Source organism: Pseudomonas sp. BF-B-15 (assembly GCF_019946675.1).
GTDB classification, from domain to species: Bacteria; Pseudomonadota; Gammaproteobacteria; order Pseudomonadales; family Pseudomonadaceae; genus Aquipseudomonas; species Aquipseudomonas migulae.
The window spans coordinates 35,211-60,521 of record NZ_JAGYFZ010000030.1; the positions used below are offsets into that span (position 1 = coordinate 35,211).

The 25,311-nt window shown below is 60.9% G+C and carries 28 protein-coding genes and 1 riboswitch; of the genes, 7 read left to right on the forward strand and 21 right to left on the reverse strand.

Translation table 11 applies throughout. The features are described 5' to 3' along the window. Positions 1 to 66: 66 nt before the first annotated feature. The 14 genes from KGA97_RS12300 to cobO all read right to left on the reverse strand — a co-directional run bounded on the left by KGA97_RS12300 (position 67) and on the right by cobO (position 11,601). Positions 67 to 615, reverse strand: coding sequence for a glutathione peroxidase (locus tag KGA97_RS12300; protein WP_404943247.1), 549 nt, complete (start codon positions 613 to 615; stop codon positions 67 to 69). Positions 616 to 676: 61 nt separating this feature from the next. Further along, complete coding sequence (locus tag KGA97_RS29455) at positions 677 to 799, reverse strand: hypothetical protein (protein ID WP_008033574.1); 123 nt, start codon at positions 797 to 799, stop codon at positions 677 to 679. Beyond that, positions 796 to 2,004, reverse strand: coding sequence for an MFS transporter (locus KGA97_RS12305; RefSeq protein ID WP_223480847.1), 1,209 nt, complete (start codon positions 2,002 to 2,004; stop codon positions 796 to 798). The genes KGA97_RS29455 and KGA97_RS12305 overlap by 4 nt, the downstream gene beginning before the upstream one ends. A gap of 52 nt (positions 2,005 to 2,056) precedes the next feature. Continuing rightward, complete coding sequence (locus tag KGA97_RS12310; RefSeq protein ID WP_008033571.1) at positions 2,057 to 2,461, reverse strand: MarR family winged helix-turn-helix transcriptional regulator; 405 nt, start codon at positions 2,459 to 2,461, stop codon at positions 2,057 to 2,059. A gap of 153 nt (positions 2,462 to 2,614) precedes the next feature. Then, the gene (locus KGA97_RS12315; RefSeq protein ID WP_223480848.1) at positions 2,615 to 3,349 is read right to left on the reverse strand and encodes an adenosylcobinamide-GDP ribazoletransferase; all 735 of its coding nucleotides are present in this window, start codon (positions 3,347 to 3,349) and stop codon (positions 2,615 to 2,617) included. Positions 3,350 to 3,351: 2 nt separating this feature from the next. Further along, on the reverse strand, positions 3,352 to 3,927 hold the full coding sequence (gene cobC / locus KGA97_RS12320) for an alpha-ribazole phosphatase family protein (protein ID WP_008039189.1): 576 nt from the start codon (positions 3,925 to 3,927) through the stop codon (positions 3,352 to 3,354). Further along, positions 3,924 to 4,979: a nicotinate-nucleotide--dimethylbenzimidazole phosphoribosyltransferase gene (gene cobT, locus KGA97_RS12325; protein ID WP_223480849.1), complete on the reverse strand. Its 1,056-nt coding sequence runs from the start codon at positions 4,977 to 4,979 to the stop codon at positions 3,924 to 3,926. Before cobT ends, cobC begins: the two co-directional genes overlap by 4 nt. Continuing rightward, on the reverse strand, positions 4,976 to 5,497 hold the full coding sequence (gene cobU / locus KGA97_RS12330) for a bifunctional adenosylcobinamide kinase/adenosylcobinamide-phosphate guanylyltransferase (RefSeq protein WP_008033566.1): 522 nt from the start codon (positions 5,495 to 5,497) through the stop codon (positions 4,976 to 4,978). Before cobU ends, cobT begins: the two co-directional genes overlap by 4 nt. 128 nt (positions 5,498 to 5,625) lie before the next feature. Continuing rightward, positions 5,626 to 7,077 carry a cobyric acid synthase gene (locus KGA97_RS12335; RefSeq protein WP_223480850.1) on the reverse strand — a complete coding sequence of 484 codons (1,452 nt, stop codon included), beginning with the start codon at positions 7,075 to 7,077 and terminating at the stop codon, positions 5,626 to 5,628. Next, positions 7,074 to 8,066 carry a threonine-phosphate decarboxylase CobD gene (gene cobD, locus KGA97_RS12340; protein ID WP_008039193.1) on the reverse strand — a complete coding sequence of 331 codons (993 nt, stop codon included), beginning with the start codon at positions 8,064 to 8,066 and terminating at the stop codon, positions 7,074 to 7,076. Before cobD ends, KGA97_RS12335 begins: the two co-directional genes overlap by 4 nt. Then, positions 8,059 to 8,967, reverse strand: a complete 909-nt coding sequence (gene cbiB, locus KGA97_RS12345; RefSeq protein WP_223480851.1) for an adenosylcobinamide-phosphate synthase CbiB — start codon at positions 8,965 to 8,967, stop codon at positions 8,059 to 8,061. The genes cobD and cbiB overlap by 8 nt, the downstream gene beginning before the upstream one ends. Then, positions 8,964 to 9,614, reverse strand: a complete 651-nt coding sequence (gene bluB, locus KGA97_RS12350; RefSeq protein WP_223436656.1) for a 5,6-dimethylbenzimidazole synthase — start codon at positions 9,612 to 9,614, stop codon at positions 8,964 to 8,966. The genes cbiB and bluB overlap by 4 nt, the downstream gene beginning before the upstream one ends. Next, entirely contained in the window at positions 9,611 to 10,993 is a 1,383-nt protein-coding gene (locus KGA97_RS12355) for a cobyrinate a,c-diamide synthase (protein WP_223480852.1), read from the reverse strand. The genes bluB and KGA97_RS12355 overlap by 4 nt, the downstream gene beginning before the upstream one ends. After that, positions 10,990 to 11,601: a cob(I)yrinic acid a,c-diamide adenosyltransferase gene (gene cobO / locus KGA97_RS12360; RefSeq protein WP_008033559.1), complete on the reverse strand. Its 612-nt coding sequence runs from the start codon at positions 11,599 to 11,601 to the stop codon at positions 10,990 to 10,992. Before cobO ends, KGA97_RS12355 begins: the two co-directional genes overlap by 4 nt. Positions 11,602 to 11,681: 80 nt before the next feature. Next, positions 11,682 to 11,917, reverse strand: a riboswitch (cobalamin riboswitch). A 154-nt stretch (positions 11,918 to 12,071) separates the two neighbouring features. Between cobO and KGA97_RS12365 the strand changes: the two genes are divergently transcribed. Together KGA97_RS12365 and KGA97_RS12370 are read left to right on the forward strand one after the other, a co-directional pair. Beyond that, a complete protein-coding gene (locus tag KGA97_RS12365; RefSeq protein ID WP_008033558.1) occupies positions 12,072 to 12,656 on the forward strand; it encodes a hypothetical protein in 585 nt (194 codons plus the stop codon). A 68-nt stretch (positions 12,657 to 12,724) separates the two neighbouring features. After that, positions 12,725 to 14,038 carry a PQQ-dependent sugar dehydrogenase gene (locus tag KGA97_RS12370; protein WP_223480853.1) on the forward strand — a complete coding sequence of 438 codons (1,314 nt, stop codon included), beginning with the start codon at positions 12,725 to 12,727 and terminating at the stop codon, positions 14,036 to 14,038. A 120-nt stretch (positions 14,039 to 14,158) separates the two neighbouring features. On the opposite strand, the gene KGA97_RS12375 is transcribed toward KGA97_RS12370, so the two are convergent. The 6 genes from KGA97_RS12375 to KGA97_RS12400 all read right to left on the reverse strand — a co-directional run bounded on the left by KGA97_RS12375 (position 14,159) and on the right by KGA97_RS12400 (position 19,530). Next, a complete protein-coding gene (locus KGA97_RS12375; protein WP_223480854.1) occupies positions 14,159 to 14,812 on the reverse strand; it encodes an O-methyltransferase in 654 nt (217 codons plus the stop codon). A 15-nt stretch (positions 14,813 to 14,827) separates the two neighbouring features. Then, positions 14,828 to 15,364 (reverse strand): C40 family peptidase, encoded by a 537-nt coding sequence (locus KGA97_RS12380; protein WP_008033547.1) that lies wholly within the window; start codon positions 15,362 to 15,364, stop codon positions 14,828 to 14,830. 220 nt (positions 15,365 to 15,584) lie between these two features. Beyond that, the gene (locus KGA97_RS12385) at positions 15,585 to 16,211 is read right to left on the reverse strand and encodes a C40 family peptidase (protein ID WP_008033546.1); all 627 of its coding nucleotides are present in this window, start codon (positions 16,209 to 16,211) and stop codon (positions 15,585 to 15,587) included. A gap of 213 nt (positions 16,212 to 16,424) precedes the next feature. Beyond that, positions 16,425 to 17,129, reverse strand: coding sequence for a DnaA regulatory inactivator Hda (gene hda, locus KGA97_RS12390; RefSeq protein ID WP_008033543.1), 705 nt, complete (start codon positions 17,127 to 17,129; stop codon positions 16,425 to 16,427). A gap of 230 nt (positions 17,130 to 17,359) precedes the next feature. Continuing rightward, a complete protein-coding gene (locus tag KGA97_RS12395) occupies positions 17,360 to 18,433 on the reverse strand; it encodes an AI-2E family transporter (RefSeq protein WP_008033540.1) in 1,074 nt (357 codons plus the stop codon). Between the two features lie 38 nt (positions 18,434 to 18,471). Beyond that, positions 18,472 to 19,530: a DUF2066 domain-containing protein gene (locus KGA97_RS12400; RefSeq protein WP_223480855.1), complete on the reverse strand. Its 1,059-nt coding sequence runs from the start codon at positions 19,528 to 19,530 to the stop codon at positions 18,472 to 18,474. A gap of 385 nt (positions 19,531 to 19,915) precedes the next feature. Here KGA97_RS12400 and purM point away from each other — a divergent pair, with 385 nt between their 5' ends. From purM to KGA97_RS12415, 3 genes are read left to right on the forward strand one after another with little or no spacing between them, the layout of a single operon-like run. Next, positions 19,916 to 20,974: a phosphoribosylformylglycinamidine cyclo-ligase gene (gene purM, locus KGA97_RS12405; RefSeq protein WP_008033526.1), complete on the forward strand. Its 1,059-nt coding sequence runs from the start codon at positions 19,916 to 19,918 to the stop codon at positions 20,972 to 20,974. Then, positions 20,974 to 21,624 (forward strand): phosphoribosylglycinamide formyltransferase, encoded by a 651-nt coding sequence (gene purN / locus KGA97_RS12410; RefSeq protein ID WP_008039219.1) that lies wholly within the window; start codon positions 20,974 to 20,976, stop codon positions 21,622 to 21,624. Before purM ends, purN begins: the two co-directional genes overlap by 1 nt. An 8-nt stretch (positions 21,625 to 21,632) precedes the next feature. After that, a complete protein-coding gene (locus tag KGA97_RS12415; protein ID WP_008039220.1) occupies positions 21,633 to 22,346 on the forward strand; it encodes a DUF3108 domain-containing protein in 714 nt (237 codons plus the stop codon). A 61-nt stretch (positions 22,347 to 22,407) separates the two neighbouring features. Here KGA97_RS12415 and KGA97_RS12420 read toward each other — a convergent pair whose 3' ends face one another. Beyond that, positions 22,408 to 23,577, reverse strand: a complete 1,170-nt coding sequence (locus KGA97_RS12420; RefSeq protein ID WP_223480856.1) for a hypothetical protein — start codon at positions 23,575 to 23,577, stop codon at positions 22,408 to 22,410. A 259-nt stretch (positions 23,578 to 23,836) separates the two neighbouring features. On the opposite strand from KGA97_RS12420, the gene KGA97_RS12425 reads away from it, so the two are divergent. Both KGA97_RS12425 and KGA97_RS12430 read left to right on the forward strand, forming a co-directional pair. Continuing rightward, the gene (locus tag KGA97_RS12425; protein WP_223480857.1) at positions 23,837 to 24,253 is read left to right on the forward strand and encodes an OsmC family protein; all 417 of its coding nucleotides are present in this window, start codon (positions 23,837 to 23,839) and stop codon (positions 24,251 to 24,253) included. Between the two features lie 61 nt (positions 24,254 to 24,314). Further along, positions 24,315 to 25,175, forward strand: coding sequence for a pirin family protein (locus tag KGA97_RS12430; RefSeq protein ID WP_223480858.1), 861 nt, complete (start codon positions 24,315 to 24,317; stop codon positions 25,173 to 25,175). The last annotated feature ends 136 nt before the right edge of the window (positions 25,176 to 25,311 follow it).

A 25,311-nucleotide genomic window follows, 5' to 3' on the forward strand; every position in this document is an offset into this window, starting at 1 on the left:
CCTCGCCGCCTGAATCAAAAAAGCCCCGCGCTCTTTACAGAGGCGGGGCTTTTTAGTGGGCGTCGATCAGGGTTGTGAAGCCAGGGCTTTTTCCACGGCGGCGATGAATTCTGGATCGTCAGGTGTGGTGAGGCTGGAGAAGTTGGCGATCACCTTGCCTTTGCGATCGACCACATACTTGTAGAAATTCCACTTCGGCGCATCGCTTTGGGCGGCAAGCACCTGGAACAGATGAATCGCATCATCACCGCGAACCTTCTGCGTCTCGGTCATGGTGAAGGTCACGCCGTAATTCACGTAGCAAACCTTGGCGGTTTCCGCACCATCCTTGGATTCCTGCTTGAAGTCATTGGAAGGCACACCGATCACCTCCAGCCCTTGCCCCTTGTAACGCTGATTCAGCGCCTCCAGGCTTTTGAACTGCGGGGCGAAACCGCAAAAGCTCGCGGTGTTGACCACCACCAGCGGTTTGCCGGCGAAGCGCTGGCACAGGTCGATCGTTTCCTTGGCCCGCAGCTTGGGCAACGAGCCTTGCAAAAGCTCAGGGCACTCGTCGGCCGCTTGAGCCAATCCGGTAAACGCCATGAGTAACGCGGGAACGGCAAACCAGCGCATCAGCATGTCCATGCATCCTTGAAAAGTCGTCTGCATTGAACTTACTCGCCCTCACATCGTGCTAGCAAGCGCCCATGCCCAATTGCATCAACGCCAGCCCGCCCTGATGCCAGCCCCACCACGCCAGGGCCAGCAGCAACAGGCCGCCCGCTGCCACGGCGATTCGTGGCCAGAGGCTGTTCATGTCGTGCTCATCCGGGTTTGCAGGCGCGCCACCGGCCGCTCACGCACCGGCCAATTCAAGGCAGCCGCCAACAGGCTCAAAAGAATCGCTACTTGCCAGATCAAGTCATAACTCCCGGTTCGGTCATACACCACCCCGCCCAACCAGCCACCCAGGAACGATCCGAGCTGGTGGAACAGGAAAACGATCCCACCGAGCATGGACAGATTTCTTACACCGAACAAGGTCGCCACAGTGCCGTTGGTCAACGGCACCGTCGACAGCCACAGGAAGCCCATGGCCATGCCAAACAGATACGCCGTGGTTGTCGTCACCGGCGCCCACAGAAACAGGACAATCACCACGGCCCGCAGCACATACAGACCGGTGAGCAAACGCGGCTTGGACATCCGCCCGCCGAGCCAGCCCGCCGTGTAAGTACCGAAGATGTTGAACAACCCGATCAGCGCCAGCACCGTCGTGCCGACCGTGGCGGGCAAATGCTGATCCACCAGATACGCCGGCAAGTGCACACCGATGAACACCACCTGGAAACCGCAGACAAAAAAGCCGAACGACAGCAGCCAGAATCCCGAATGGGAACAGGCTTCGCGCAAGGCTTCGGAGAGGGTCTGCTCGTGACCGAGAACCGGCAACGGCTTGTCCTTGAGCATGCTCACCAACGGCACGATCAGCGCGACCAGCAGGCCCAGCGCCAGCAATGCCGCCGACCAGCCGAGCCAACCGATCAAACCCAGCGTGCCCGGTACCATCGCGAACTGGCCAAAAGAGCCGGCAGCACTGGCGATACCCATGCCCATGCTACGTTTCTCCGGGGGTACCACGCGGCCAACCACGCCCAGAATCACCGAAAATGAGGTGCCCGACAGCCCGATACCGATCAATAGGCCCGCGCTCAGCGACAGGGTTACTGCCGAATCGGACAAGCCCATGAACAGCAGGCCCATCGCGTAGAGCACGCCGCCGATCAGCACCACTTTCGCCGCGCCGAAGCGGTCGGCCAACGCGCCGGTAAAGGGCTGCGCCAGGCCCCAGATCAGGTTCTGCAAGGCGATGGCAAAGGCAAACGTCTCACGCCCCCAACCGAACTCGGCACTCATCGGCGCCAGAAACAGCCCGAAGCCGTGCCGCACGCCCAGAGACAACGCAAGGATCAGCGCACTCCCCACTAAAACCCAACCGCAAGTACGCCACATCGATGTCATTCTTATTCTCCGGTAGCGGGTATATACCCGCTTAAGATCGGAAAAACTGGCGTCAGGCCAGTTCGTCCAGCAGCTTCAGCAAAATTTCGCGTTTTTCGGCACCCAGACGATCAACCAGTCGCTGCTGCGCCGCCTCCCAGGCCGGCAAGGCCGCTTTCAGGCGTTCAGCACCGGCCTCGGTCAACCTGACGATGCGATTACGCATGTCTTCGCCCTCGACCAGCATGACCAGGCCGTCGCCTTCCAATACCCGCAGATTGCGCCCGAGGGTGCTGCGGTCCAGGCCCATGGCTTCCGCCAGGGTGGAAATACTCGGTTCATTCAGACGCTGCAGATTGCACAACAAAGAATACTGGGCAACGTTGATTCCGAAGCCGTCGAGAGCGCCGTCGTAGTGCCTGCTGACGCCACGGGCGGCGCGACGCAGGTTGATGCATAAACATTGGGAGTCGAGCATGGTGCGTGTATATACCCGCGGTTGAATGAATGCAAATTTTTGATACAAAACCCTGTAGGAGCGAGGCTTGCCCGCGAAGAACGATAACTCGGTTTTTCTGTTAGACCGCAGGGCACTCTTCGCGGGCAAGTCGGATCGCCGCACCGCTCGCTCCTACAGGAACAGTGCAAGGCCAATCAGTAAAACCACCTCCAGCAATTCCAGCAACGCCCCCGCCGTATCGCCCGTGGTCCCGCCCAATCGCCGCAGCATCACCTGCCGCAACCAGACAAACACCAGCGCCGCCAACATCAACGCCACGACACCGCTGAGCCCTGCAATCAGCACACAAGCCAATGCACTGACCGCCAGCACCTGCTTGCCGGCCAGACGCGGCAGATGATCGGCCAGCGCCTGCCCCAAGCCACCGGCCCGCACATACGGCGTGGTCAGGAACAACCCCAGCAACGCAGCACGGCCAATCAACGGAACGATGATCAGGAAAACGCTGTGCTGCTGCTCAATCAATGCCAGCAACGCCGCGAATTTCAGCAGCAACACCAATACCAGCGTGACCACCGCTATCGGACCGCTGCGCGGGTCCTTCATGATCGTCAGCGTTCGCTCGCGATCGCCAAAACCACCAAGCCACGCATCAGCGCTATCAGCCAGACCATCGAGGTGCAACGCACCGCTGAGCAACACCCAAGCCGTCAACAGCAACGCCGCGTGCAGCAACAACGGCGTGCCCGACAACGCCCAGTTCAACGCCCACAAGATCCCGCCGAACAGCAGCCCCACCAGCGGATAAAACAGCAGCGAGCGCCCCAATTCCTGCGGCGCCGGCATGCCCGGCAGACGAATCGGCAGGCTGCTCAGAAATTGCAGGGCGATCCAGAACGGCAACATGATCAGATCGCTTCCTTGAGAATGACGCCGGGTTCGACGTTCAACGAAAACAGCGAACCATGGCCCACTTCAACGTTGAGCAACTGCTCACGCGGCAACCCCCGCGCCTGCGCCAGCAACAAACGCATGACGCCGCCGTGGCTGATCAGCAACACACGCTCGCCCGCGCAGGCAGCCTGCAAACGCCCGACCGCGGCCAGTACTCGCGTCGAAAAATCCGCGACGCGCTCACCCTGCGGCGGCGTAAACGAATAGGGATCGGCCCAGAACAAACCCAACGCCTCGGCATCCGTTTCCATCAGCGCCGCTGCGCTCTGCCCTTCCCAGGCACCGAAATGCAGTTCTTGCAGATCTTTATCCAGCTGCACTGGCAAACCCAGTTGCGCCCCGAGTTCTTCGGCGAACCGCGCACAGCGTTGCAATGGCGAACTGACCAGACGATCCCATGGCCCCTGCGCGACCACCGCTGCGCGCATCTGCGCCCAGCCTGTGGCGGTCAGTGCATCGTCGAGGCTGCCGCGCAAACCGCCGCCCAGTTCGGTTTCGCCGTGACGCAACAGGTCCAGGCGCAAGGTCATGCCGGACGGTCCGCCACGGCGGCTTCGGCGAAGGTCGCCATTTGCCCGTGGAGGTCACACGCCAGGCGCAGCAACGGCACGGCCAACGCCGCGCCGCTGCCCTCGCCCAAACGCAGACCGAGGTCCAGCAAGGGTTCGGCGTTCAGGGTTTCCAGCACATGGCGATGACCCGGCTCGGCACCGCGATGACCGAACAACAGCCACTCGCGGCAATGCGGATTCAAGCGCACCGCCACCAATGCGGCGACGCTGCAAATGAACCCGTCCACCAGCACCGCGACGCCTTCCTGGGCACAGGCCAGATACGCGCCGACCAGTGCGGCGATTTCAAAACCACCGAGGTTGAACAGGGTTTGCAGTGCATCGCCACGCTGAGCGCTGTGCAAGGCCAAGGCACGTTCGATGACCTGAGCCTTATGACTGACACCTGCCGCATTGAGGCCGGTGCCCGGCCCGGTCAAGTGCACCACCGGACAATCCAGCAAGGCACAGGCCAACGCACTGGCCGCCGTGGTGTTGCCGATGCCCATCTCGCCGCCGATGAACAACTGCGCGCCCGCCGCAATGGCGCGCTGCACGCTGTCGCGACCGGCCTGCAAGGCGAGTTCACCCTGGGCTTGAGTCATGGCCGGGCCGTCGACAAAATTCGCGGTGCCGGCACCGATGTTCAAATGGCGCACACCCGGCAGGTTCAACGACGGCGTGACCGTGCCGAGGTCGACCACTTCGAGCGACGCGCCGAGTTGGCGCGCCAACACACTGATCGCCGCGCCACCGTTGACGAAGTTGTGCAGCATCTGCCCGGTGACTTCCTGGGGAAACGCCGACACACCTTCGACGACCACGCCATGGTCGCCGGCAAAAATCGCGATCCACAGCTGATCCAGGCTCGGCTTGACCTGCCCCTGCAATCCCGCCAACTGCACCGCCACCGACTCCAGCCGCCCGAGGGAACCGGCCGGTTTGGTCAGTTGCTGTTGCCGGGCTTCAGCCTGCTCGACGGCTTGGGCATCGATCGGCTTGCACGGGTTCAGCCACCAGGTTTGAGTCATAACGCAGTTCCTTTCAGAGTCAGGGGCAGGCCGGCGACGGTCAGGACGACTCGCTGACAGCGCTCGGCCAAAGCTTGATGCAGCCAACCGGCTTCATCGACGTAGCGGCGAGTCAATTCGCCCAGCGGTACGACACCCATTCCGGTCTCGTTGCTGACAAAAATGATTTCACCCGGCAGTTCGGCCAGGCAGTCCAGCAGGGCTTCGCGTTCGGCCGTCAGGCGCTCGGCGTCGTCGAGCATCAGCAGATTGGTCATCCACAGGGTCAGGCAATCCACCAGCAGGCAGCGCTCGGCACGGGCGGTTTCACGCAGGACGCGGGCCAGCTCAACCGGTTCTTCGATCAGCGCCCATTCGGCTGGACGACGGGCGCGGTGGTGGGCGACCCGCTCGCTCATTTCACCGTCCAAAGGTTGGCTGGTGGCGATGTAGGTCACCGGGAGCTGGCTGTCTGCTGCCAGTTTTTCGGCCAGGCGACTTTTGCCGGAACGGGCGCCGCCGAGGATCAGTTGCAGCATGGTTCATTCCTTACAATGTGCGGTGTGGTGGCGGGCCCTTTCGCGGGCAAGCCTCGCTCCTACAGGTACGCGCTGCTCTCGATCCCGTAGGAGCGAGGCTTGCCCGCGAAGGGGCCGGAACAGCCACCTCAAATCCCGCAGAGCTCACGCAACAGTCGGGTATCCAGATGCTTCTCCACCAGATCCGCCAGCCGCTCGATATCTCGCTCACGCAGCGCGTGGTAATCCACTTCCTGCACATCCTGCAAACCCGCCCAGCGCAACAACGCACTGCACGCCGCTGGCGATTCAAACAGGCCATGCAGGTAGGTGCCGAAAATCTGCCCGTCGCCACTTTGCGCGCCATCGCAACGGCCATCGTCCAGCTGCACGGCGGCATTTTCCAATGCCGGGCCGGTGGTGACGCCGGCATGAATTTCGTAGCCGCTGACCGGCGCATCTTCCAGCGCCAGACGCCCGCGCACATTGCGCAACTGCTTTTCTTCTTCCAGTTGCGTTTCGAACGCCAACAACCCCAAACCGGCGCTGGAGCCCGGCGCACCTTCAAGGCCCAACGGATCGTGCACCTGCTCGCCGAGCATCTGCAGGCCGCCGCAAATACCCAGGACTTTTCCGCCGTAGCGCAGATGGCGGGCGATAGCGGTTTCCCAGCCGTTGGCGCGCAGATACGCAAGGTCGCTGCGCACGCTTTTCGAGCCAGGAAGAATGATCAGGTCGGCGGGCGGAATCGCCTGGCCGGGGCCGATGAATTGCAGGTCGACTTGCGGGTGCAGGCGCAGCGGATCGAAGTCGGTGTGGTTGCTGATGCGCGGCAACACCGGCACCACCACTTTGAGCACTTGATCAGCCTTGTCGGTCTGGCGTTGATCGATGCCGTCCTCGGCTTCCAGATGCAGGTCCATCACGTACGGCAGAACGCCGATCACCGGTTTGCCGGTGCGTGCTTCCAGCCAGTCGAGGCCCGGTTGCAGCAAGGCAATATCGCCGCGAAAACGGTTGATGATGAAGCCTTTGACCCGTGCCTGCTCGCTTGGCGACAGCAGTTCCAGGGTGCCTACCAGATGCGCGAACACCCCGCCGCGATTGATGTCGGCGATCAATACAACTGGGCAATCCACTGCCTCGGCGAACCCCATGTTGGCGATGTCGCCGGCGCGCAGATTGATCTCGGCCGGTGAGCCTGCTCCTTCGACCATGACCACTGGATACGCCGCGCTCAGTCGCGCATGGGAGGCCAGCACCGCTTGCATGGCGATGGCTTTGTAGTCGTGATAGGCGACCGCGTTCATGGTCGTGACGGCGCGCCCATGGATGATCACCTGGGCACCGGTGTCGCTGTTGGGTTTGAGCAATACCGGGTTCATGTCGGTGTGCGGTTCGAGGTTGGCGGCCTGAGCCTGCACGGCTTGCGCGCGGCCGATCTCGCCACCGTCAGCAGTCACGGCGCTGTTGAGCGCCATGTTCTGCGGTTTGAACGGCACCACGCGCACACCCTGCCGCGTGACCCAGCGACACAACGCCGTCACCAGCGTGCTTTTACCGGCGTCCGACGTAGTGCCTTGCACCATCAGCGTAGTCATCGGCTTTCCTTGGCGTAATCTGTAAACGCTTGCGCGAGACGGGTCCAGTCGGCTTCTTCGCCGGGCAGGCCGAAACGCAGGCTGCTGTTGTGGGTGAACAACCGCAGCAGGATGCCGCGCCGGGCCATGAACTCATGCAACTCTTCGGCGCACTCGGTCACCAGCCATTGAAACAACGCGCAACCGCCCTGAGGTTTGAAGCCGTGTTCTTCAAGCAACAGCGCCAGCCGTTTGCTGGCTTCTTCGGTACGCAGACGTTGTCTGGCGTGGCCTTCGGCATCCTTCAGGCAGGCTTGCCCCAACACGCGGGTCGGCCCGCTGACGGCCCAGGGGCCGACTTGTTCGGCGAGCAACTTGAGCAACTTGCGCTCCGCCAGTACGAAGCCCAAGCGCACCCCGGCCAGACCAAAAAACTTGCCGAAGGAACGCAGCACGATCAAGCCCACCATATGGGCACATGGCGCCAGACTCAGTTGCGGCGTGTTGTCCATGAACGCTTCGTCGACCACCAGCCAGCCGCCGCGCTGCGCCAGCCTGGAATGCCAGTCGAGCAGACGGCTCGGGGTCAGGCTCAAACCCGTCGGATTGTTCGGATTGACCACCACCAGCACATCGAGACTGTCGAGGAAGAAGTCGACTTCCTGCTCCAGCACTTCACGCACGATGTAACCGTTGCGACGCCAGGCTTCGGCGTGCTCGGCGTAACACGGCGACAGCACGCCCACCTTGCCGTCCCGCCGCAAACGCGGCAGCAACTGGATCGCCATTTGCGAACCGGCCACCGGCAACACCTGCGCGGTGCCGTAATAATCACAGGCGGCCTGCTCCAGACCGTCATCGTTTTCCGGTAACCGTGCCCAGGCGCGCAACGGAATGTCCGGGACAGGAAACGGCCAGGGCGCGAGGCCGCTGGACAGGTCAAGCCAATCGGCTTCGGCGATACCGTATTCGAGCGCGGCCTTGCGCAACCGTCCACCGTGTTCAAGCATAGAATTCAGCTCCCACGCAGAGAATCAGCAGCCATAACCATACCCCGCGCTGGACCAATTGCCAGCCACGGTCAATGGAGTCGGCATCCGCCGGCACGCCTTCGCCCAGCTGCGGACGCTGATGCAACTCGCCGTGATAAATCGCCGCCCCGCCCAACTCGACACCCAGCGCACCGGCTCCCGCAGCCATCACCGGCCCGGCGTTCGGGCTGTCCCAGGTCGGGCCCTGGGTGCGCCAACATTTCAGTGCAAGTCGGGTTTTGCCCTGCAGCGCATAGGTCAACGCCACCAGCCGCGCCGGAATGTAGTTGAGCACGTCGTCGATTTTCGCCGCCGCCCAGCCAAACCGTTCGAAGCGTTCGTTGCGATAGCCCCACATCGCGTCCAGCGTATTGCTCAATCGGTAGAGCACCACGCCCGGCGCACCGGCCACGGCAAACCAGAACAGCGCAGCAAACACCGCGTCGCTGCCGTTCTCCAACACCGATTCGGTAGCGGCACGGGCGACTTCGGTTTGATCCAGTTCGCTGGTCTGGCGACTGACCAGATAGCCAACGCGTATGCGCGCCTCCTCCAGATCATCACTGCGCAGGGCCTTGGCGACCGGCTCGACGTGTTCACCGAGACTGCGCAGGCCGAGGGCGCAATAGAGCGCGAGAATCTCGACGACCCAGCCAACGTAAGGCGCCCAGGAAAACGCCGTGGCCAGCAAGGTCAGCGGCAACACCGCAATCACCCATGCCGTGACGCCGTGGCTGCGCCAGCCGCGCCCGCCACCATTGAAACGTTGCTCGATGCGGTCGGCAAAACGGCCGAACGCCACCAGCGGATGCCAGCGTTTGGGTTCACCCAGCAGCGCATCCAGCGCAACCGCGGCGACACTCAACAACGCCACACTCATTGACTCACTCCCCAATAATTTTCGTACAGCATTTCACTGAGCGGGCGCGCTTGCGCCCAGCCTTCGAGTACCAGCATCGGCGCCGGATAGAATTCCTTGACCGGGCCCAGGCAAAGAACAGCCATAGGCTTGGCCCCGGCGGGCAAACCCAGCAGGTCGGCCAGGGCTTGCGGCTCGAACAAAGAGACCCAGCCCATGCCGAGTCCTTCTGCACGGGACGCCAGCCACAGGTTCTGGATCGCGCAGGACAACGACGCCATGTCCATTTCCGGCAAGGTGCGACGGCCAAAGATGTGCCGCTCGCGATCGTCCATCAGCGCAGCGACCAGCACTTCGGCGCAGTCGTTGATGCCTTCGACTTTCAGCTTCATGAATTCATCGGTGCGCTCGCCGAGGGCTTCGGCGGTGCGCATGCGCTCCTCTTCCACCAGCAACTGGATCTTGCCGCGCAGGGCCCGGTCGCTGATGCGGATGAACCGCCAGGGCTGCATCAGGCCGACGCTTGGCGCCTGGTGCGCGGCGTCGAGCAGGCGCCGGAGCAACTCGGGTTCGACGGTGCCGCCGCTGAAGTGGCGCATGTCGCGGCGTTCGGCGATGGCTCGGTAGACCGCTTCGCGTTCGGCTTCCGAAAAGGCGTTGTCGGTCATGGCCTCATCGCTGGCAAGCCAGCTCCTACAGGGGTTAGGTGATCAACTGTAGGAGCTGGCTTGCCAGCGATGGCGGCCTCCCGGTCAGGCGCAAACAACGCGGCAATCGCAGTCGGATTCGACGGAAAATAAAAATGCACGTAAGAAGCGGTCATCCGCCCCTCACGATAAACCGCCTCCGCCCCACGCCCGCCATTCGGGCTCAGGCCACGAGCAATCGGCTCAAGCTCGGTGCTGGTCAGCGAGTGATGATAGGTATGCCCGCGCAGCGAACCTTCCGGCAAGTCAACCGCCTGCAACGCCAGCGCCGCCAATCGTTTCTGCATCACAGCATCACCAGTCAGCAAACCAACCAGCTCCGCCCGCGTGCCTTCGACATCGGTCAGCGAATCGAGCAAATACAACATGCCGCCACACTCGGCCAGCAAGGGTTTACCCGCCGCGTGATGAGCGCGAATGGCGTTGAGCATTTGAGTATTCCGAGACAGCGCCACATGGTGCAATTCCGGGTAGCCGCCCGGCAGATAGAGGCTGTCAGCCTCCGGCAATTGCGTGTCGCGGATCGGCGAGAAGAATGACAATTCGGCGCCCATGGCCCGAAGCAAATCCAGGCTCGCACCGTAGGTGAAAGCGAACGCCTCATCACGGGCCACGGCGATTCGGACACCGGCCAGCAACGGCTCTGCGGCGATCACTTCTGGAGCGGCGAATTCCACAGGCGGCGGCAGCGTAACGTCGCAGCTGTTGGCCAGCGATTCGGCCGCCGCGTCGAGGCGCAGGTCGAGGTCGTTCAGCTCGCTGGCTTGCACCAGACCAAGATGCCGACTCGGCAGCTCGATCCCGGTTTCCCGGGACAACGCGCCGTACCAGCGCAAACCTTCCGTCAGGCTGCCTTCGAGCAATTGCGCATGGCGCAAGGTGCCCACGCGGTTGGCCAGCACGCCGGCGAACGGCAAGTCCGGCTGATACTTCGCCAGCCCCAGCGCCAGCGCACCAAAGGTCTGCGCCATCGCCGTGCCGTCGATCACCCCGAGCACCGGCACACCAAAGTGCCGCGCCAGATCGGCGCTGGACGGCGTGCCGTCGAACAGGCCCATGACACCTTCGATCAGGATCAGGTCCGCTTCACCGGCGGCTTCCCACAACAGTCGACGACTTTCCTGCTCGCCGACCATCCACATGTCCAGTTGATACACCGGCGCACCGCTGGCGCGCTCGAGAATCATCGGGTCGAGAAAGTCCGGGCCGCATTTGAACACGCGCACCTTGCGCCCCTGATTGCGATGCAAACGGGCCAGCGCGGCGGTGACGGTGGTCTTGCCCTGACCGGAGGCCGGCGCGGCAATCAAGACCGCCGGGCAATGACGTGGTTGATTCACAGCTCGACGCCTTTTTGCGCTTTGATCCCGGCCTGGAAGGCGTGCTTGATGACGCCCATTTCAGTGACGGTGTCAGCCAGTTCGATCATTTCCGGCTTGGCGCCGCGACCCGTGACGACAACGTGTTGCATCGGCGGACGCGCCTGCAAGTCACTGAGCACCTGATCGAGGTCGAGGTAGCCGTGCTTGAGGGCGATGTTCAGTTCATCGAGCACCACCAGGCCAATCGACGGATCGCGCAACAGCTCGCGGGACACTTCCCACGCGGCTTCGGCGGCGGCGATGTCACGCTGGCGGTCCTGGGTTTCCCAGGTAAAGCCCTCGCCCATCACATGAAAACGCACCTGCTCCGGGAAGCGCCGGAAGAACAACTCTTCGCCCGTGCTGCTGCGCCCCTTGATGAACTGCACCACGCCGCACTGCATGCCGTGGCCCATCGAGCGGGCGAGCATGCCGAAAGCCGAGCTGCTTTTGCCCTTGCCGTTGCCGGTCAGCACCAGCAGCAGGCCGCATTCATTCGGGGAGTTGGCGATGCGTTCGTCGATCACGGCTTTTTTGCGCAGCATGCGCGCCAGATGGCGTTCGTCACGATCGGGAGTATCAGTCATGGGGGAGCTCTCCGTTGAGGCTGGATAACGGCGGGCAGGCACAAGAATAGACGGCAAGAAGCCTGGCATCGCCCACCGTGATGCCGCTGAATGGATCAGGCCGGTCTCCGGGCTCATGAGCGGCGTTTCGCCTGACTGCGCGCCTTCCCATATCGACATTCGACACAGTGGCTCAAGGCGCAGCCTTCACTCATTTACCGTTGCGGGGGCAGCGCCGGGATCGTGGTTGTTCATGAATTGAACGAGCGCACACACCGGCTTCCCTGTTTCACTCTGTCGACCGACGCCACAGAGCACCTGAAACAAGCCGCGAAGGTTAGAGGGTTGGGGGTGGAGCGTCAATTAAAGCCGGGAGACCGCCGGGCGAATAACTGCCGTCGATCAATAAAATGACGCCAATCTTGTGCCACACTCCAAGCAGTGATATCAAAGCGCCACAACCTGACAACACAATAACAAGGGTGAGCCACATGCAAGGCATGACCATCAGCAATCCGAAGCTGGAATTCCTGCGCCCGGTGCTGGAGCGCTGGTTTGACTGTATCGACCGCTACAACGCGGTGCGCGGCGATAACGACACGCCTTACTGGTACGACGAAAAAGCCAACCTCGGCTTGCTCTCGGCTGCCGCGTGGATGGCGGAAATGGTCACGCTGCAGAACACACCCACCCGCAAACAAAACGAGGAAGGCGAACGCAACGCCCGCGCCGACCTGTTCATCGCCAGCAGCGAAGAACGCGCCTACCTCCAGGCCACGCAACGCTGGCCACGGGTCAACAGCTTGAACCTGACGCAGGCCCTGGCCGATATCACCAGCGACGCCAAGCGCATCAGCTACGCCAGCGACCTGAAACTCGGCTGCCTGTTCGTCGCCCCGCAAAAGGCTCAGCACGGCGCCACACCGGAAGAACTCCAGGACATGGTCGACGACCTGCAAAAGGAACACAGCTGCGCGGTCGCCTGGTATTTCCCCTACGCCTACCGCAAGTTGCGCAACGAAGCGGGCAACTATCATCCCGGCATCGCCGTACTGTTCAAGGAAGCCCGCGGCTGACCGGTTGAACCATCGCGGGTTTGCACTTCTCTATTGATCAGGTCACTGCATTTATAGGGAAGATCAGCATGCACAAGCCCCTGCTCGTTCTCGTCATCGCCCTCACAGGAGGGCTCGCTGCCTGCAGCGAGACCTCCACCCTGCAAGTCTCCGACGGTACCGGCCCGTCCCCTCGACTGCCAGAACCGAACAAGACCCTGATCCCGACAGTCAACATCGCCCCGGCAATCGGCTGGCCGGACGGCGCGAAACCCACGGCGGCAGCGGGAACGCAAGTGGCGGCATTTGCTGAAAACCTCGATCACCCGCGCTGGCTGTACGTGCTGCCGAACGGTGACGTGCTCGTCGCCGAAACCAATGCGCCGCCCAAACCCGATGATGGCAAAGGCGTTAGAGGCTGGGTCATGAAGAAAGTCATGGGCCGCGCCGGTGCCGGCGTCCCAAGCCCGAACCGGATCACGTTGCTGCGCGACAAAGACCACGACGGCATCGCCGAAACTCGCACGGTGTTTCTGGAAAACCTTAATTCGCCCTTCGGCATGACCCTGGTCGGCAACGACCTGTATGTCGCCGACACGGACCGCTTGCTGCGATTTCACTACGAGGACGGCGCCACGACCCTCAAGTCGCCGCCGATCAAAGTGGTTGATCTGCCGGGCGGCACACTGAATCACCACTGGACCAAAAACGTGATCGCCAGCAAGGACGGCAGCAAGCTGTACGTCACGGTGGGTTCCAACAGCAACGTCGCCGAAAACGGCATGGATCAGGAAGAAGGTCGCGCGGCGATCTGGGAAGTGGATCGCGCCACCGGCAAGCATCGGATTTTCGCCTCGGGCTTGCGCAATCCCAACGGCATGGCCTGGGAACCGCGGAGCGGCGCGTTGTGGACGGCGGTCAACGAGCGGGATGAAATCGGCAGCGACCTGGTGCCGGACTACATCACCTCGGTCAAGGACGGCGGGTTCTATGGCTGGCCTTACAGCTACTACGGCCAGCACGTCGATATTCGCGTCGAGCCGCAAAACCCGGACCTGGTGGCTAAGGCCATTGCTCCGGACTACGCGGTCGGCCCGCATACCGCCTCACTGGGCCTGACGTTCGCTGAAGGCAACAGGCTGCCAGCGCAATTCAAGGAAGGCGTGTTCATTGGCCAGCATGGTTCATGGAACCGCAAGCCGCACAGTGGCTACAAAGTGATTTTCGTGCCGTTCAGTGCCGGCAAACCGAACGGAAGCCCGGTTGACGTGCTGACGGGCTTCCTCAATGACGAGGAAAAAGCCATGGGCCGGCCGGTGGGTGTGGTGATTGATCAGCAAGGTGATTTGCTGGTGGCGGATGATGTGGGGAATAAGGTGTGGCGGGTGTCGGCAACCCAGTAACTGCGCCACACACATACCCTGTAGGAGCAAGCTTGCTCGCGATAGCGGTGCATCAGGCAACATCAATTTTGGATGTACGGCCCTCATCGCGAGCAGGCTCGCTCCCACAGGGATCAGCGTTTACCGCTTGCGGCAGAGGGTTAAACCATCGCCCAGCGGCAACAACGACAGATCCACACGCGAGTCATCCTTCAAGGCGCGGTTGAGCGCCTGGATAGCACGAGTGTCTGCGCTTTCGGGATTCGACTCCAACACCCTTCCGCTCCACAGGGTGTTATCGAACACCGCCAGACCACCAACGCGCAGCAGACGCAACGCGTGCTCCAGGTAGGCCGGATAGTTGGCCTTGTCGGCATCAATGAAAATCAAATCGAATTGCCCTGGCTGATCCAGCCGAGCCAGGGTTTCCAGCGCGGGCGCCAGGCGCAGGTCAATTCGTTCGGCAACGCCCGCTTCCTTCCAGTAACGGAGCGCCGTGGCGTTGTAGTCGCCGGGGATATCACAGCAAATCAGCGAACCGTCATCCGGCAATGCCGCCGCCATGCACAACGCGCTGTAACCGGTGAAGGTGCCGACTTCCAGCAAACGCCTCGCGCCGGTGAGTTTCACCAGCAATGCGAGAAACTGCCCCTGCTCCGGCGCCACCTGCCAGCGCGCCATCGGCAGCGCCTGGGTTTCATCGCGCAAACGCTTGAGCAGCGGCGTTTCCCTCAGGGAAACGTCGAGCAGGTATTGATACAGGGAATCGTCGAGATTGAGTGTGCGGGCGGTCATGACGACCTCTGCGAACTAGGGGTTACGCGCCAAATGCTCGGGCTGCAGAACACGCTTGGCGCTCAGGTAAGCTTTCTGCCAATACGCTTTGGACAAGCTGTCGAGCTTCACCGTGCCGCCAGTGGCTGGCGCATGGACGAAACGGCCTTCGCCAACGTAGATCCCGGCATGGCTGACCTGGGAGCCGCCATTGGTGGCGAAGAAAACCAGGTCGCCGGTTTGCAGGCCTTCCTTGCCGACATTGGCTGCCTGCATGCTGATCATCTCGCGCGTGGTGCGTGGCAGGGATATGCCCGTCACGTCACGGTAGACATAACCGATCAGGCCACTGCAATCGAACCCGGAATCTGGCGTATTGCCGCCCCAGCGATAAGGCGTGCCCACGAGGCCCAAGGCGCGAAACAACACGTCTTCCGCCTCAGGCGAAAAGGGTTGCGCGGAGCCGAAGACAATGGGGGCGCGAACCACCGGCGCAGGTGGCGGTGTGCGGCTGGCGCAGGCACTGAGCAGCGCTGCGAAGAACATGAGTGCGAGGCGGGCCGACATCGTCATAAGCAGAACATCCTGATCTGGCTGCGGCTTTTTCCACCGCAAGGGCAGAAAAGAAAACCGCCTGCGCAGGACGCAGGCGGTTTGCCATCAATAATAGATCAGGATTCTAGCGGGTACGCGGCAAACTTCAAGTAAGACTTTAAGTTCGCCTTATAAACTGTCCGCCTACTCTGTTGCAGAGAGGCCGTTGCCGCCACTGATGTGGCGACAGGCTGGACAATTACTTGCGTGCCGTGACCACGGTCGGGGCCATCGCGAGTGCGCGCTTGGCTTCGATGAAGGTTTTGCTCCAGTAGCTGTCGCCCAGGCTATCGACCCGGACACCACCGCTTTTGCGGCTGCTGGAGTGGATGAACTGGTTGTCACCCAGGTAGATCCCGGCGTGACTGACACGACCGCGGCGACCATTGGTGGCGAAGAACAGCAGATCGCCCGGCTTGAGCGCGCTACGGGAAACCAGTGGCGCGTCAACGTTGATCATTTCGCGAGTGGAACGCGGCAGGTTCATACCGGCCTCTTCACGAAACAGGTAACCGATGAAGCCGCTGCAATCGAAGCCAGCCTCGGAGGTGCCGCCGAAACGGTAACGGGTACCGATCAGGGACATGCCACGCTCGAGGATGCTGTCGGCCAGAACCGGAAGCTGGTAGGACTTGCCGTCGGCGAAGTCTGCCAGTTCTTTATCGGTGGCCAGTTCTTCCTGGAAAAGAACGGAAGAAGATTGCGCGGTAACTGAATTTTTAACCTGCTGTTGTTGCTCTTGCTGGGACACTGGAGAGTGAGCAGCGCAACCGAACAACAGGGTGACGAGTGCGAGAGGCACGAGGGGTGCGAAGCGATTTAGCATGGGCACGACCGTGGCTGATAGTTGTAAAGAAGCCGAGACTATGCCCGCTATCAACCTCATTTGCAAATTCAATCGAACTTTATGTGACTTCTTGGTTTCGCGTTTACATCTAAGCGCTTAAGCCCCATTTAGACGCTCGCGCAGCCTGCCCCGTGCAGGAAAGCGGATTTTGTGGCGCCTGAAATATGCCGCAACCCCTGAAAAACCTGGGCCTTACCAGCCCAACGTTTCTTTCAGGAACGGAATGGTCAGCTTGCGTTGAGCTTGAAGGGAGGCCTGATCGAGACGCTCAAGCAGCTCGAACAGCGCGCTCATGCTGCGAGTACCGCGAGTCAAAATAAAATGCCCGACTTCGTCGGTCAGGTGCAGGCCGCGACGGGATGCACGCAGTTGCAAGGCACGCAATTTGTCTTCGTCGGACAGCGGACGCATCTGGAAGATCAGCGCCAGGGTCAGGCGGGATTTCAGGTCCGCCAGCTTTACCGGCAATTCGCGCGGCGAGGTCGATGCTGCAATCAGCAAACGCCGACCGCTGTCACGCAGGCGATTGAACAGATGGAACAACGCCTCTTCCCAATCCGCGCGCCCGGCAACCGCTTGCAAGTCGTCGAGGCAGACCAGTTCGTATTGTTCGAGGTTGTCGAGGATTTCGATACCGCGATCCAGCAGCTCGGCCAACGGCAAGTACACCGCTGGCTCCCCCAACTGTTCAAAGCGCAGACAGGCCGCCTGCAGCAGATGCGTACGCCCTACCCCGTCCTTGCCCCAGAGATAAATCAGGCTTTCGGTCCAGCCGGCGTCGGCTTCGCAAAGCCGCTCGACATAGCCGAGTGCAGCGGCATTGGCGCCTGGGTAGTAATTGATAAAGGTAGCGTCATCACGCAGACGCACACCTAGGGGCAGCTGAATCGGTTTCATGCTGACTGAACAGTTCCAAAGGAACCGTTAGTGGCCTCTGTGTAAAGTTTGCGAAGTTTATACCCGTGACGCTGACCGCACAATGCGACAGACCATAAGCAAAATCAAAGGTTTGCGTTATCGCACCGGTTTTATGACTGTTTCTTTGGCGGCGCATGTGACAGCCACGCAAGGGATACGGGCCAGCCTGGCACTGAACCAGGCCGCCCGCGACGGGCCATCAGCGAACCTTACAGCTCAGGTTCATCGACGCCACTGTAGATATCAGAATCTTTATACAAATCATGCACATGGCGCACCAGCACCATGATCACCGCCGCCACCGGGAGCGCCAGCAGCACGCCGGTAAAACCGAACAGTTCACCGCCGGCCAAAATCGCAAAGATCACCGCCACCGGATGCAGGCCGATCCGGTCGCCCACCAGCAACGGCGTCAGCACCATGCCTTCCAGCGCCTGGCCGACCATGAACACCGCAACGATGCCAATCATCGGGTACAGGTCGCCACCAAACTGGAACAGGCCGGCAATCAACGCCGCGCCAATCCCGATGACAAACCCCATGTACGGCACAATCGCCGCCAGACCGGCGATCATCCCGATCAGCAACCCCAGCTCGAGCCCTACCAGCATCAGGCCCGCCGAATAGATCACACCCAGCGCCACCATGACCAGCAGTTGCCCGCGTACGAACGCCCCCAGCACTTCATGGCATTCGCCGGCCAGAATCACGACGCGCTCTTCACGAGCGCGGGGCAACAGGCTGCGGATCTTGGCCATCATCACGTCCCAGTCCCGCAGCAGGTAAAAGCTCACCACCGGGATCAGCACCAGATTGGCCAGCCAACCGATCAACGCAAGGCCGGAAGCGGTCGCCTGACTCAACACCATGCCGACAATGTCGGTGGTCTGGCCCATGTGCTCGCTGATTGCCGCCTTGAGTTTGTCGAATTTCCAGAAACCATCCGATAACCCGAACTTCGATTGCGCCCACGGCAATGCAGTGTGCTGCAACCAGTCGAGCATCTGTGGCGCCAGCTCATACAAGCGAAACAACTGCTTGGCGAGCATCGGCACCAGCACCAGCAACAACGTGGTGAAAATCAAAGAGAACAACGCGAACACCGCCACCACGCCCCAGGTCCGCGAGAGCCCGGCCTTTTCCAGGCGATCCACCAGCGGGTCGAACAAGTAGGCCAACAACAGCGCCACCAGGAACGGCGTCAGAATCGGATGCAACAGCCAGATAAACGCGCAGAGCAGAACCACTCCACCCAACCAGAACCAACGCCGCGTATCGGCCATGTACCACTCCATATGCATCTATATAAAGAAAGAAAACCTTACCAACGGAAACGCAGTTGCGGCACCGGTGCAGGCGTTGGCGCAATAGCGGGCGCCGAACCCTGGACCACCGGCTGGACAGCCGCCGTCGGAGCCGGTGCCTCACCCGCCGGAACCTCCTGCAACTTCGCCAGCGACAACTGCGAGCGCAACTGCTCGGCGCTGCCATTGACCCGGTAGAGAATACGGTTCCCGTCAACACTTTGCAGACGCGCGCCAAACGGCTCAAGCAAACGCCCGAGCGTTGCGTAGTGCTCCAGGTTCATGCCCTGCACTTCCAGCAATTGCTCACCCGAAGTACCTGGCTTGACCACAAACCGTGGCGCCAGACGCTGACTGACCGCCAGCAGCACCGCGTCAGCCACAGCGGCCTGATCCGCGCCCTGCACGCTGCCCGCCTCCTTCTGATCGCCCAGCCACAAATGCCATTTGGCCTGCCACTGACCGCCCTCTTCCCGGGCATGCACCGCCAGCAAGGCATCGGCGTTGTAACGCTCCGATGCACCGCGCAGTGGCGCTGCATCCGTACCTTCCAGATTCGGTGCAGTGGCGACCAATTGTTCACTCAAGTCCGCCAATGGCAGACGCAGCGGCAGACCACGATGTTGTGCGGCACGACGCAGCGGCGCAGCAGCGGCCTGACCATCACCGACCAGGCTCGAACCTTCTGCGGAATCATTCAACCACCAACCGAGGATCGACGGCCGGTTTGCCCCCCACAGCGACAGCCCGGCACGGCGCAACGCCTGTTCGGTCGAGGCCGGGTCGAAATCGACTTTCAGCACTTCCGGCGGGCCGGCGTCGAAGCCGTATTGGCTGATGATCTGCTGCGGGTCCTTGCGGACGGCCGCCAACCCCGGACTTTGCGCCGCCTTGGGGTCTCCGGTCAGGCGCAATACCAGCGTGTCGAGCGCACGCTGGGTGGCTTGATCGCGCTCTTCAGGCGCCTGACTGGTGACTGGCTCGCGCACCTGATAAAGGCCTTTTACGGTTTCGGCATGACTCGCCAGGCTGACCAGGGACAAACAACCCACAAACAATGATCTGAAAAAACGCATGGAGGATTCCTGACGACAAGAGCGGCTGGAACTGACCGCATGAAGACAATCGAGCAAGGCTGTGACCATCGCCCGACGCAAAACATTCACACGTCCCGGTTAAGTTTTTCGCACTGCCATAACGATAGACGGTTAATCGCGATACCTTATACAGCCAAGCGGGAGACGACCAACACGGGCAATTACGGTTTTTTTGTATCGATATGCCCCTGCTGTCGGCCTGAGGATGGCCGCTGCCCCTCAAGCCTGATAAAATCGCGCGCCTTCGCAGACCGGCAACAGCCGGGCAGTGTCGGAATAGCGCGCATGGCACTTGCCTTCGTCTGTTCCGACAGTCCCACTGGACCCGGTCGTTACCCCTGAATCCCCCCTAAAGGCCTGGATCATGAGCAAGCAACCCTCCCTGAGCTACAAGGACGCCGGTGTAGACATCGACGCCGGTGAAGCATTGGTCGAACGCATCAAGAGCGTCGCCAAGCGCACTGCGCGCCCGGAAGTCATGGGCGGCCTGGGCGGTTTCGGCGCCCTCTGCGAAATCCCGGCCGGCTACAAGCAGCCTGTGCTGGTTTCCGGCACCGACGGCGTCGGCACCAAGCTGCGCCTGGCGCTGAACCTGAACAAACACGACAGCATCGGCATCGACCTGGTGGCCATGTGCGTGAACGACCTGGTCGTCTGCGGCGCCGAGCCGTTGTTCTTCCTCGACTACTACGCCACCGGCAAACTCAACGTCGAAACCGCGACCCAGGTCGTGACCGGTATCGGCGCAGGCTGCGAACTGTCCGGCTGCTCCCTGGTCGGCGGCGAAACCGCTGAAATGCCTGGCATGTACGAAGGCGAAGACTACGACCTGGCCGGTTTCTGCGTCGGCGTCGTGGAAAAATCCGAAATCATCGACGGTTCGAAAGTCGCTGCCGGCGATGCCCTGCTCGCCCTGCCGTCTTCCGGCCCGCACTCCAACGGCTACTCGCTGATCCGCAAGATCATCGAAGTCTCCGGTGCCGACATCGAAAACATCCAGCTCGACGGCAAACCGCTGACCGACCTGCTGATGGCCCCGACCCGCATCTACGTGAAGCCGCTGTTGAAGCTGATCAAGGAAACCGGCGCGGTCAAAGCCATGGCCCACATCACCGGTGGCGGCCTGCTGGACAACATCCCGCGTGTACTGCCAAAAGGCGCTCAAGCGGTAGTTGACGTGGCGAGCTGGAACCGCCCTGCCGTGTTCGACTGGCTGCAAGAGAAAGGCAACGTCGACGAAAACGAAATGCACCGCGTACTGAACTGCGGCGTCGGCATGGTGATCTGCGTGGCTCAAGAGCACGTTGAAACCGCGCTGAACGTTCTGCGTGAAGCTGGCGAGCAGCCTTGGGTCATTGGTCAGATCGCCACCGCTGCCGAAGGCGCGGCCCAGGTAGAACTAAAGAACCTCAAGGCTCATTAATGTCCGTCACCTGTGATGTGGTGGTGCTGCTGTCCGGCACCGGCAGTAACTTGCAGGCCTTGATCGACAGCACGCGGACCGGCGACAGCCCGGTCCGCATCGCTGCGGTGATATCCAACCGCGCCGACGCCTACGGCCTGCAACGCGCCAGGGACGCGGGTATCGACACCCGCTCCCTGGATCACAAGGCTTTCGAAGGCCGCGAAGCCTTCGATGCCGCGCTGATCGAACTGATCGACGCTTTCAATCCCAAACTCGTGGTCCTGGCCGGTTTCATGCGCATCCTCAGCGCTGATTTCGTGCGCCACTACGCGGGTCGCCTGCTCAACATCCATCCCTCGCTGCTGCCCAAATACAAAGGGTTACACACTCATCAGCGCGCGCTGGAGGCCGGCGATACTGAACACGGCTGTTCCGTGCACTTTGTCACCGAGGAACTCGATGGCGGACCACTGGTCGTACAGGCAGTAATACCGGTAGAGTTGCACGATTCGCCGCAGAGTCTGGCGCAGCGAGTTCATACCCAGGAACACCTGATCTACCCGATGGCCGTACGCTGGTTTGCAGAAGGTCGCTTATCACTCGGTGAACAAGGTGCTTTACTGGATGGCAAGTTACTCGCGGCCAGTGGCCACTTGATTCGAACCTAGGAGATTTTATGCGTCGCGCCCTGCTCTTCGCTTGCGCTCTGCTTGCCCTGCCTTTCGCGCAGGCTGCGGAACTTCAACCCTTCTCCGCCAGCTACACCGCCGACTGGAAGCAGCTGCCCATGAGCGGCACCGCCGAGCGCAGCCTGACCAAGGAAGCCAACGGCGTCTGGAAGCTCAGCTTCAAGGCATCGATGATGATTGCCAGCCTGACCGAAGAAAGCACCCTGACCCTGGACAAGGACACCCTGCTGCCACAGTCCTACCACTTTGAGCGCGGTGGCCTGGGCAAAGCCAAGAAGGCTGACCTGGATTTCGACTGGACCACCAAAATGGTCACCGGCACCGATCGCGGCGACGCGGTCAAGATCCCGCTCAACCGCGGCATGGTCGACAAATCCACTTACCAGTTGGCCCTGCAGCATGACGTGGCCGCCGGCAAGAAAAGCATGAGCTATCAGGTGGTCGATGATGGTGAAGTCGATACTTATGACTTCCGCGTGCTGGGTTCGGAAAAAGTCGACACCAAGGCTGGCCAGATCGACGCGATCAAGGTCGAGCGCGTGCGCGACCCGACACAAAGCAAGCGCATCACCGTGCTGTGGTTCGCCAAGGATTGGGATTACCTGCTGGTTCGCCTGCAACAGGTCGAAACCGACGGCAAGGAGTACAACATCATGCTCCTCGACGGCAAGGTCAACGGCAAGGCTGTCAAAGGCAGCTGATCCGGATTGATACGAAAAAGCCCCGCCAATGCGGGGCTTTTTTTTGCCCACTCGGGGCTAATCAGGTGATCAATCCGTAAAGCCAGGATGATGTAAGACGATCGTTAAACGCAGCCGTTACCCAACGACCGACGGACTGGACCACGCAATCAGCAGAATGTCCGGGATGATACATGAACCCGTCCCATCCAAAAGTGGTGTCGGTAGCTCCGCTGGTTAAAAATCGAGTGCACACCAGGTCCGTTCCGTTCCCACCTACGACAAGCAACTTACCGTCCTTTTGCTCACTAATAGAACTCCATCTACCAAGGAACCGCTGTGTTATTACTACCGGATCCCCCCCATTGAAGCGCTGCTCAGGTTTGCCTTCGCTATCCAGCCCCACTAGCAACGCTCCAATGCCCGATTGTAAAGAAGTGCCACCAACGCAGCGAATGCGGTCATCCTGCAACACCAAGATATCAAAAAAGGAAAACTCTGAACCCTCCCGCCCGAAAATCGCCAAACCGTCGACTGCGAAAGTTTTATCCAACATGCCGTCAGCGCCAAACCGAGCGATGACGCTTTCGTGGCCCATAATCCCTGCAACAATAATTTTCCCGCTACGCTGGATCGCAAGCCCCTTCATGGTGATAAAAGCGGGCGTTATGACTACACCTTTAGCTCCAAAGGTGGGATCTACCTCTCCATTGGCCAACAGCCTGACCAACACCGCTACATCGCTAACGCTCGCAGTGTATCGCGCAGCCACAATTATTTTTCCGTCCGGTAACAAACTTGCTTTCGAACCGGTTTTGAGAGAGTGCCATTCTGGAAAAAATTGGTATGTTTTTTGACCGAACACCAAATCCGGGCTTCCACTGGGATTAAAGCGGGTCAAGGCCAGGCGGGCTGCCTGATCGAGAAGCGTAGAAGTGCCAATCATCAGGATTTTCTTGTCAGGCTGCAGCACGGCCTGATCCAGGTACGAACGTTCTGCCAGATCGAAACGCCCCCTCACCACCCCTCCAACGCCAAAGCCAGTGTCCGGCACTCCGTCCTCGCTTACTCGACAGAGACAGAACTCACGACTCGCATTCACAGTAGTCGCAAGCGTCAAAGACGTACCTCCTTCCAGCAGTGAAACCGCTCGCCCTGTGCCTGCTGGTGCCTGGAATTTACCGCCTATTGCAAAAGAGGGGTCGAGCTCACCGCTCGCCGCCACACCGGGTGTATCGCTATGCATTGCCATTGTTTCTCTCCTTGAACCGGAAAACAGAACATCTTTCCTTGGGCAATAGCGCGCATAAACTCGTTGAACTCTGCCCGTTGCAGAAAGGATTGCGTCCAGTCGAGTTGATTCAAACACGCTCAACGAAGCCTGACTACTGTCATAAATGACAGTTACCCCCCCCCCCCCGGCAAGAGTTTGGAAGGCATCTCAGAAGGAATGATCTATACCTTCAAGGCCTTTTTTGATCGAATGACTTTTCCTACTCCCGAGGTTTCCCATGACCATTACCGTCAATACCATTTCCGCCGAAGGCTTCCGCCACAGCGTACAAATCGATGACCACGAACTCTTCGCCGATGTCCCGACATCGTCCGGTGGCGAAGGCTCGGCGCCTGAGCCGCACGACTATTTCGATGCAGCGCTCGGCGCATGCAAGGCCCTGACCCTGAAGCTCTACGCGAAGAAGAAAGGCATCCCGCTGACCGGCGTTGGCGTAGAGGTCAAGCGCGACAACAGCCAGGAGCAAAAAGGCAAATACGCCCTGCACGTCAAACTGACCCTCAAGGGCGTGCTCACCGACGCCCAGCGCGATGAGTTGCATCGCGTGGCCGACCGCTGCCCCGTACACAAGCTGATGACCACCAGCGAAGTCAGCATCGAAACCCACCTCTGCGAAGGCGCGTTCAGCCAATAGCGGCAAGGCTCGGGCAAGCGGGTTATGCTCCACGCGTCACCCGCTCAGCCTGGAATGCACCATGAACACTCCGCTCGTGATTCGCCCCCGCGCCGAAGATGTCGAAGGCCAACCGATTCTTCGCCCGTTGCCGTCAGCCAAATGCCGCAGCGTCGGGCCTTTTGTGTTTTTCGACCACATGCTGGAAACCCGTTATCCAGCGGGCAAAGGCATGAACATCCGTCAGCACCCGCACATCGGCCTGTCGACCCTGACCTACTTGTTCGAAGGAAAAATCCAACACAAGGACAGCCTCGGTTCCGATCAGGTGGTGGAGGCCGGCGACGTCAGCTGGATGACCGCTGGCAGTGCCATTGCCCATGTCGAGCGCACGCCCGAAGCCCTGAAGGCCAGCGGTTTCACGATGCACGGTTTGCAGATCTGGCTGGCATCGCCCAAGGATCATGAGCAAGGCCCAGGGCACTACAGCCATCACCCGGCAGCCACGTTGCCGGTCAGCGATAACCTTGGGGTGAAGATCCGGATGATCGCCGGGTCAGGCTTTTGCCTGGAATCGCCGGTACCGGTGCTTTCTCCTACGCTGTACGCGGAACTGAACCTGCAAACAGCAACCACGCTGCTGATTCCCACCGAGCATGAAGAACGGGCGTTGTATGTGTTGAGCGGTGAGGCGCAGCTCGATGGCGAGCCGATAGAGCCGTATTCGCTAGTGGTGCTGCCCGCCGGAGAAGAAATGACGCTGTTCGCCGAGAGCGACTGTCATGCGGTGCTATTTGGCGGCACGCCGCTGGATGGACCGCGACGGATCAACTGGAATTTTGTGTCGAGCGATCCGGCGGCTATCGACGAAGCGCGCCGGCGCTGGGCGGCCGGGGATTGGCCGACGGTGCCGGGGGAAAGCGAGCGTATTGAGCTGCCTTGAGATTTGTGGCGTTACTGCCGCGCCATCGCGAGCAGACTCACTCCTACGGTAGACCGAGTCGCAATCACTGTTCCCACATTGGAATGCGGTCTACTGTAGGAGCCGGCTTGCTGGCGATGGCGGCGTCGAAATCGCC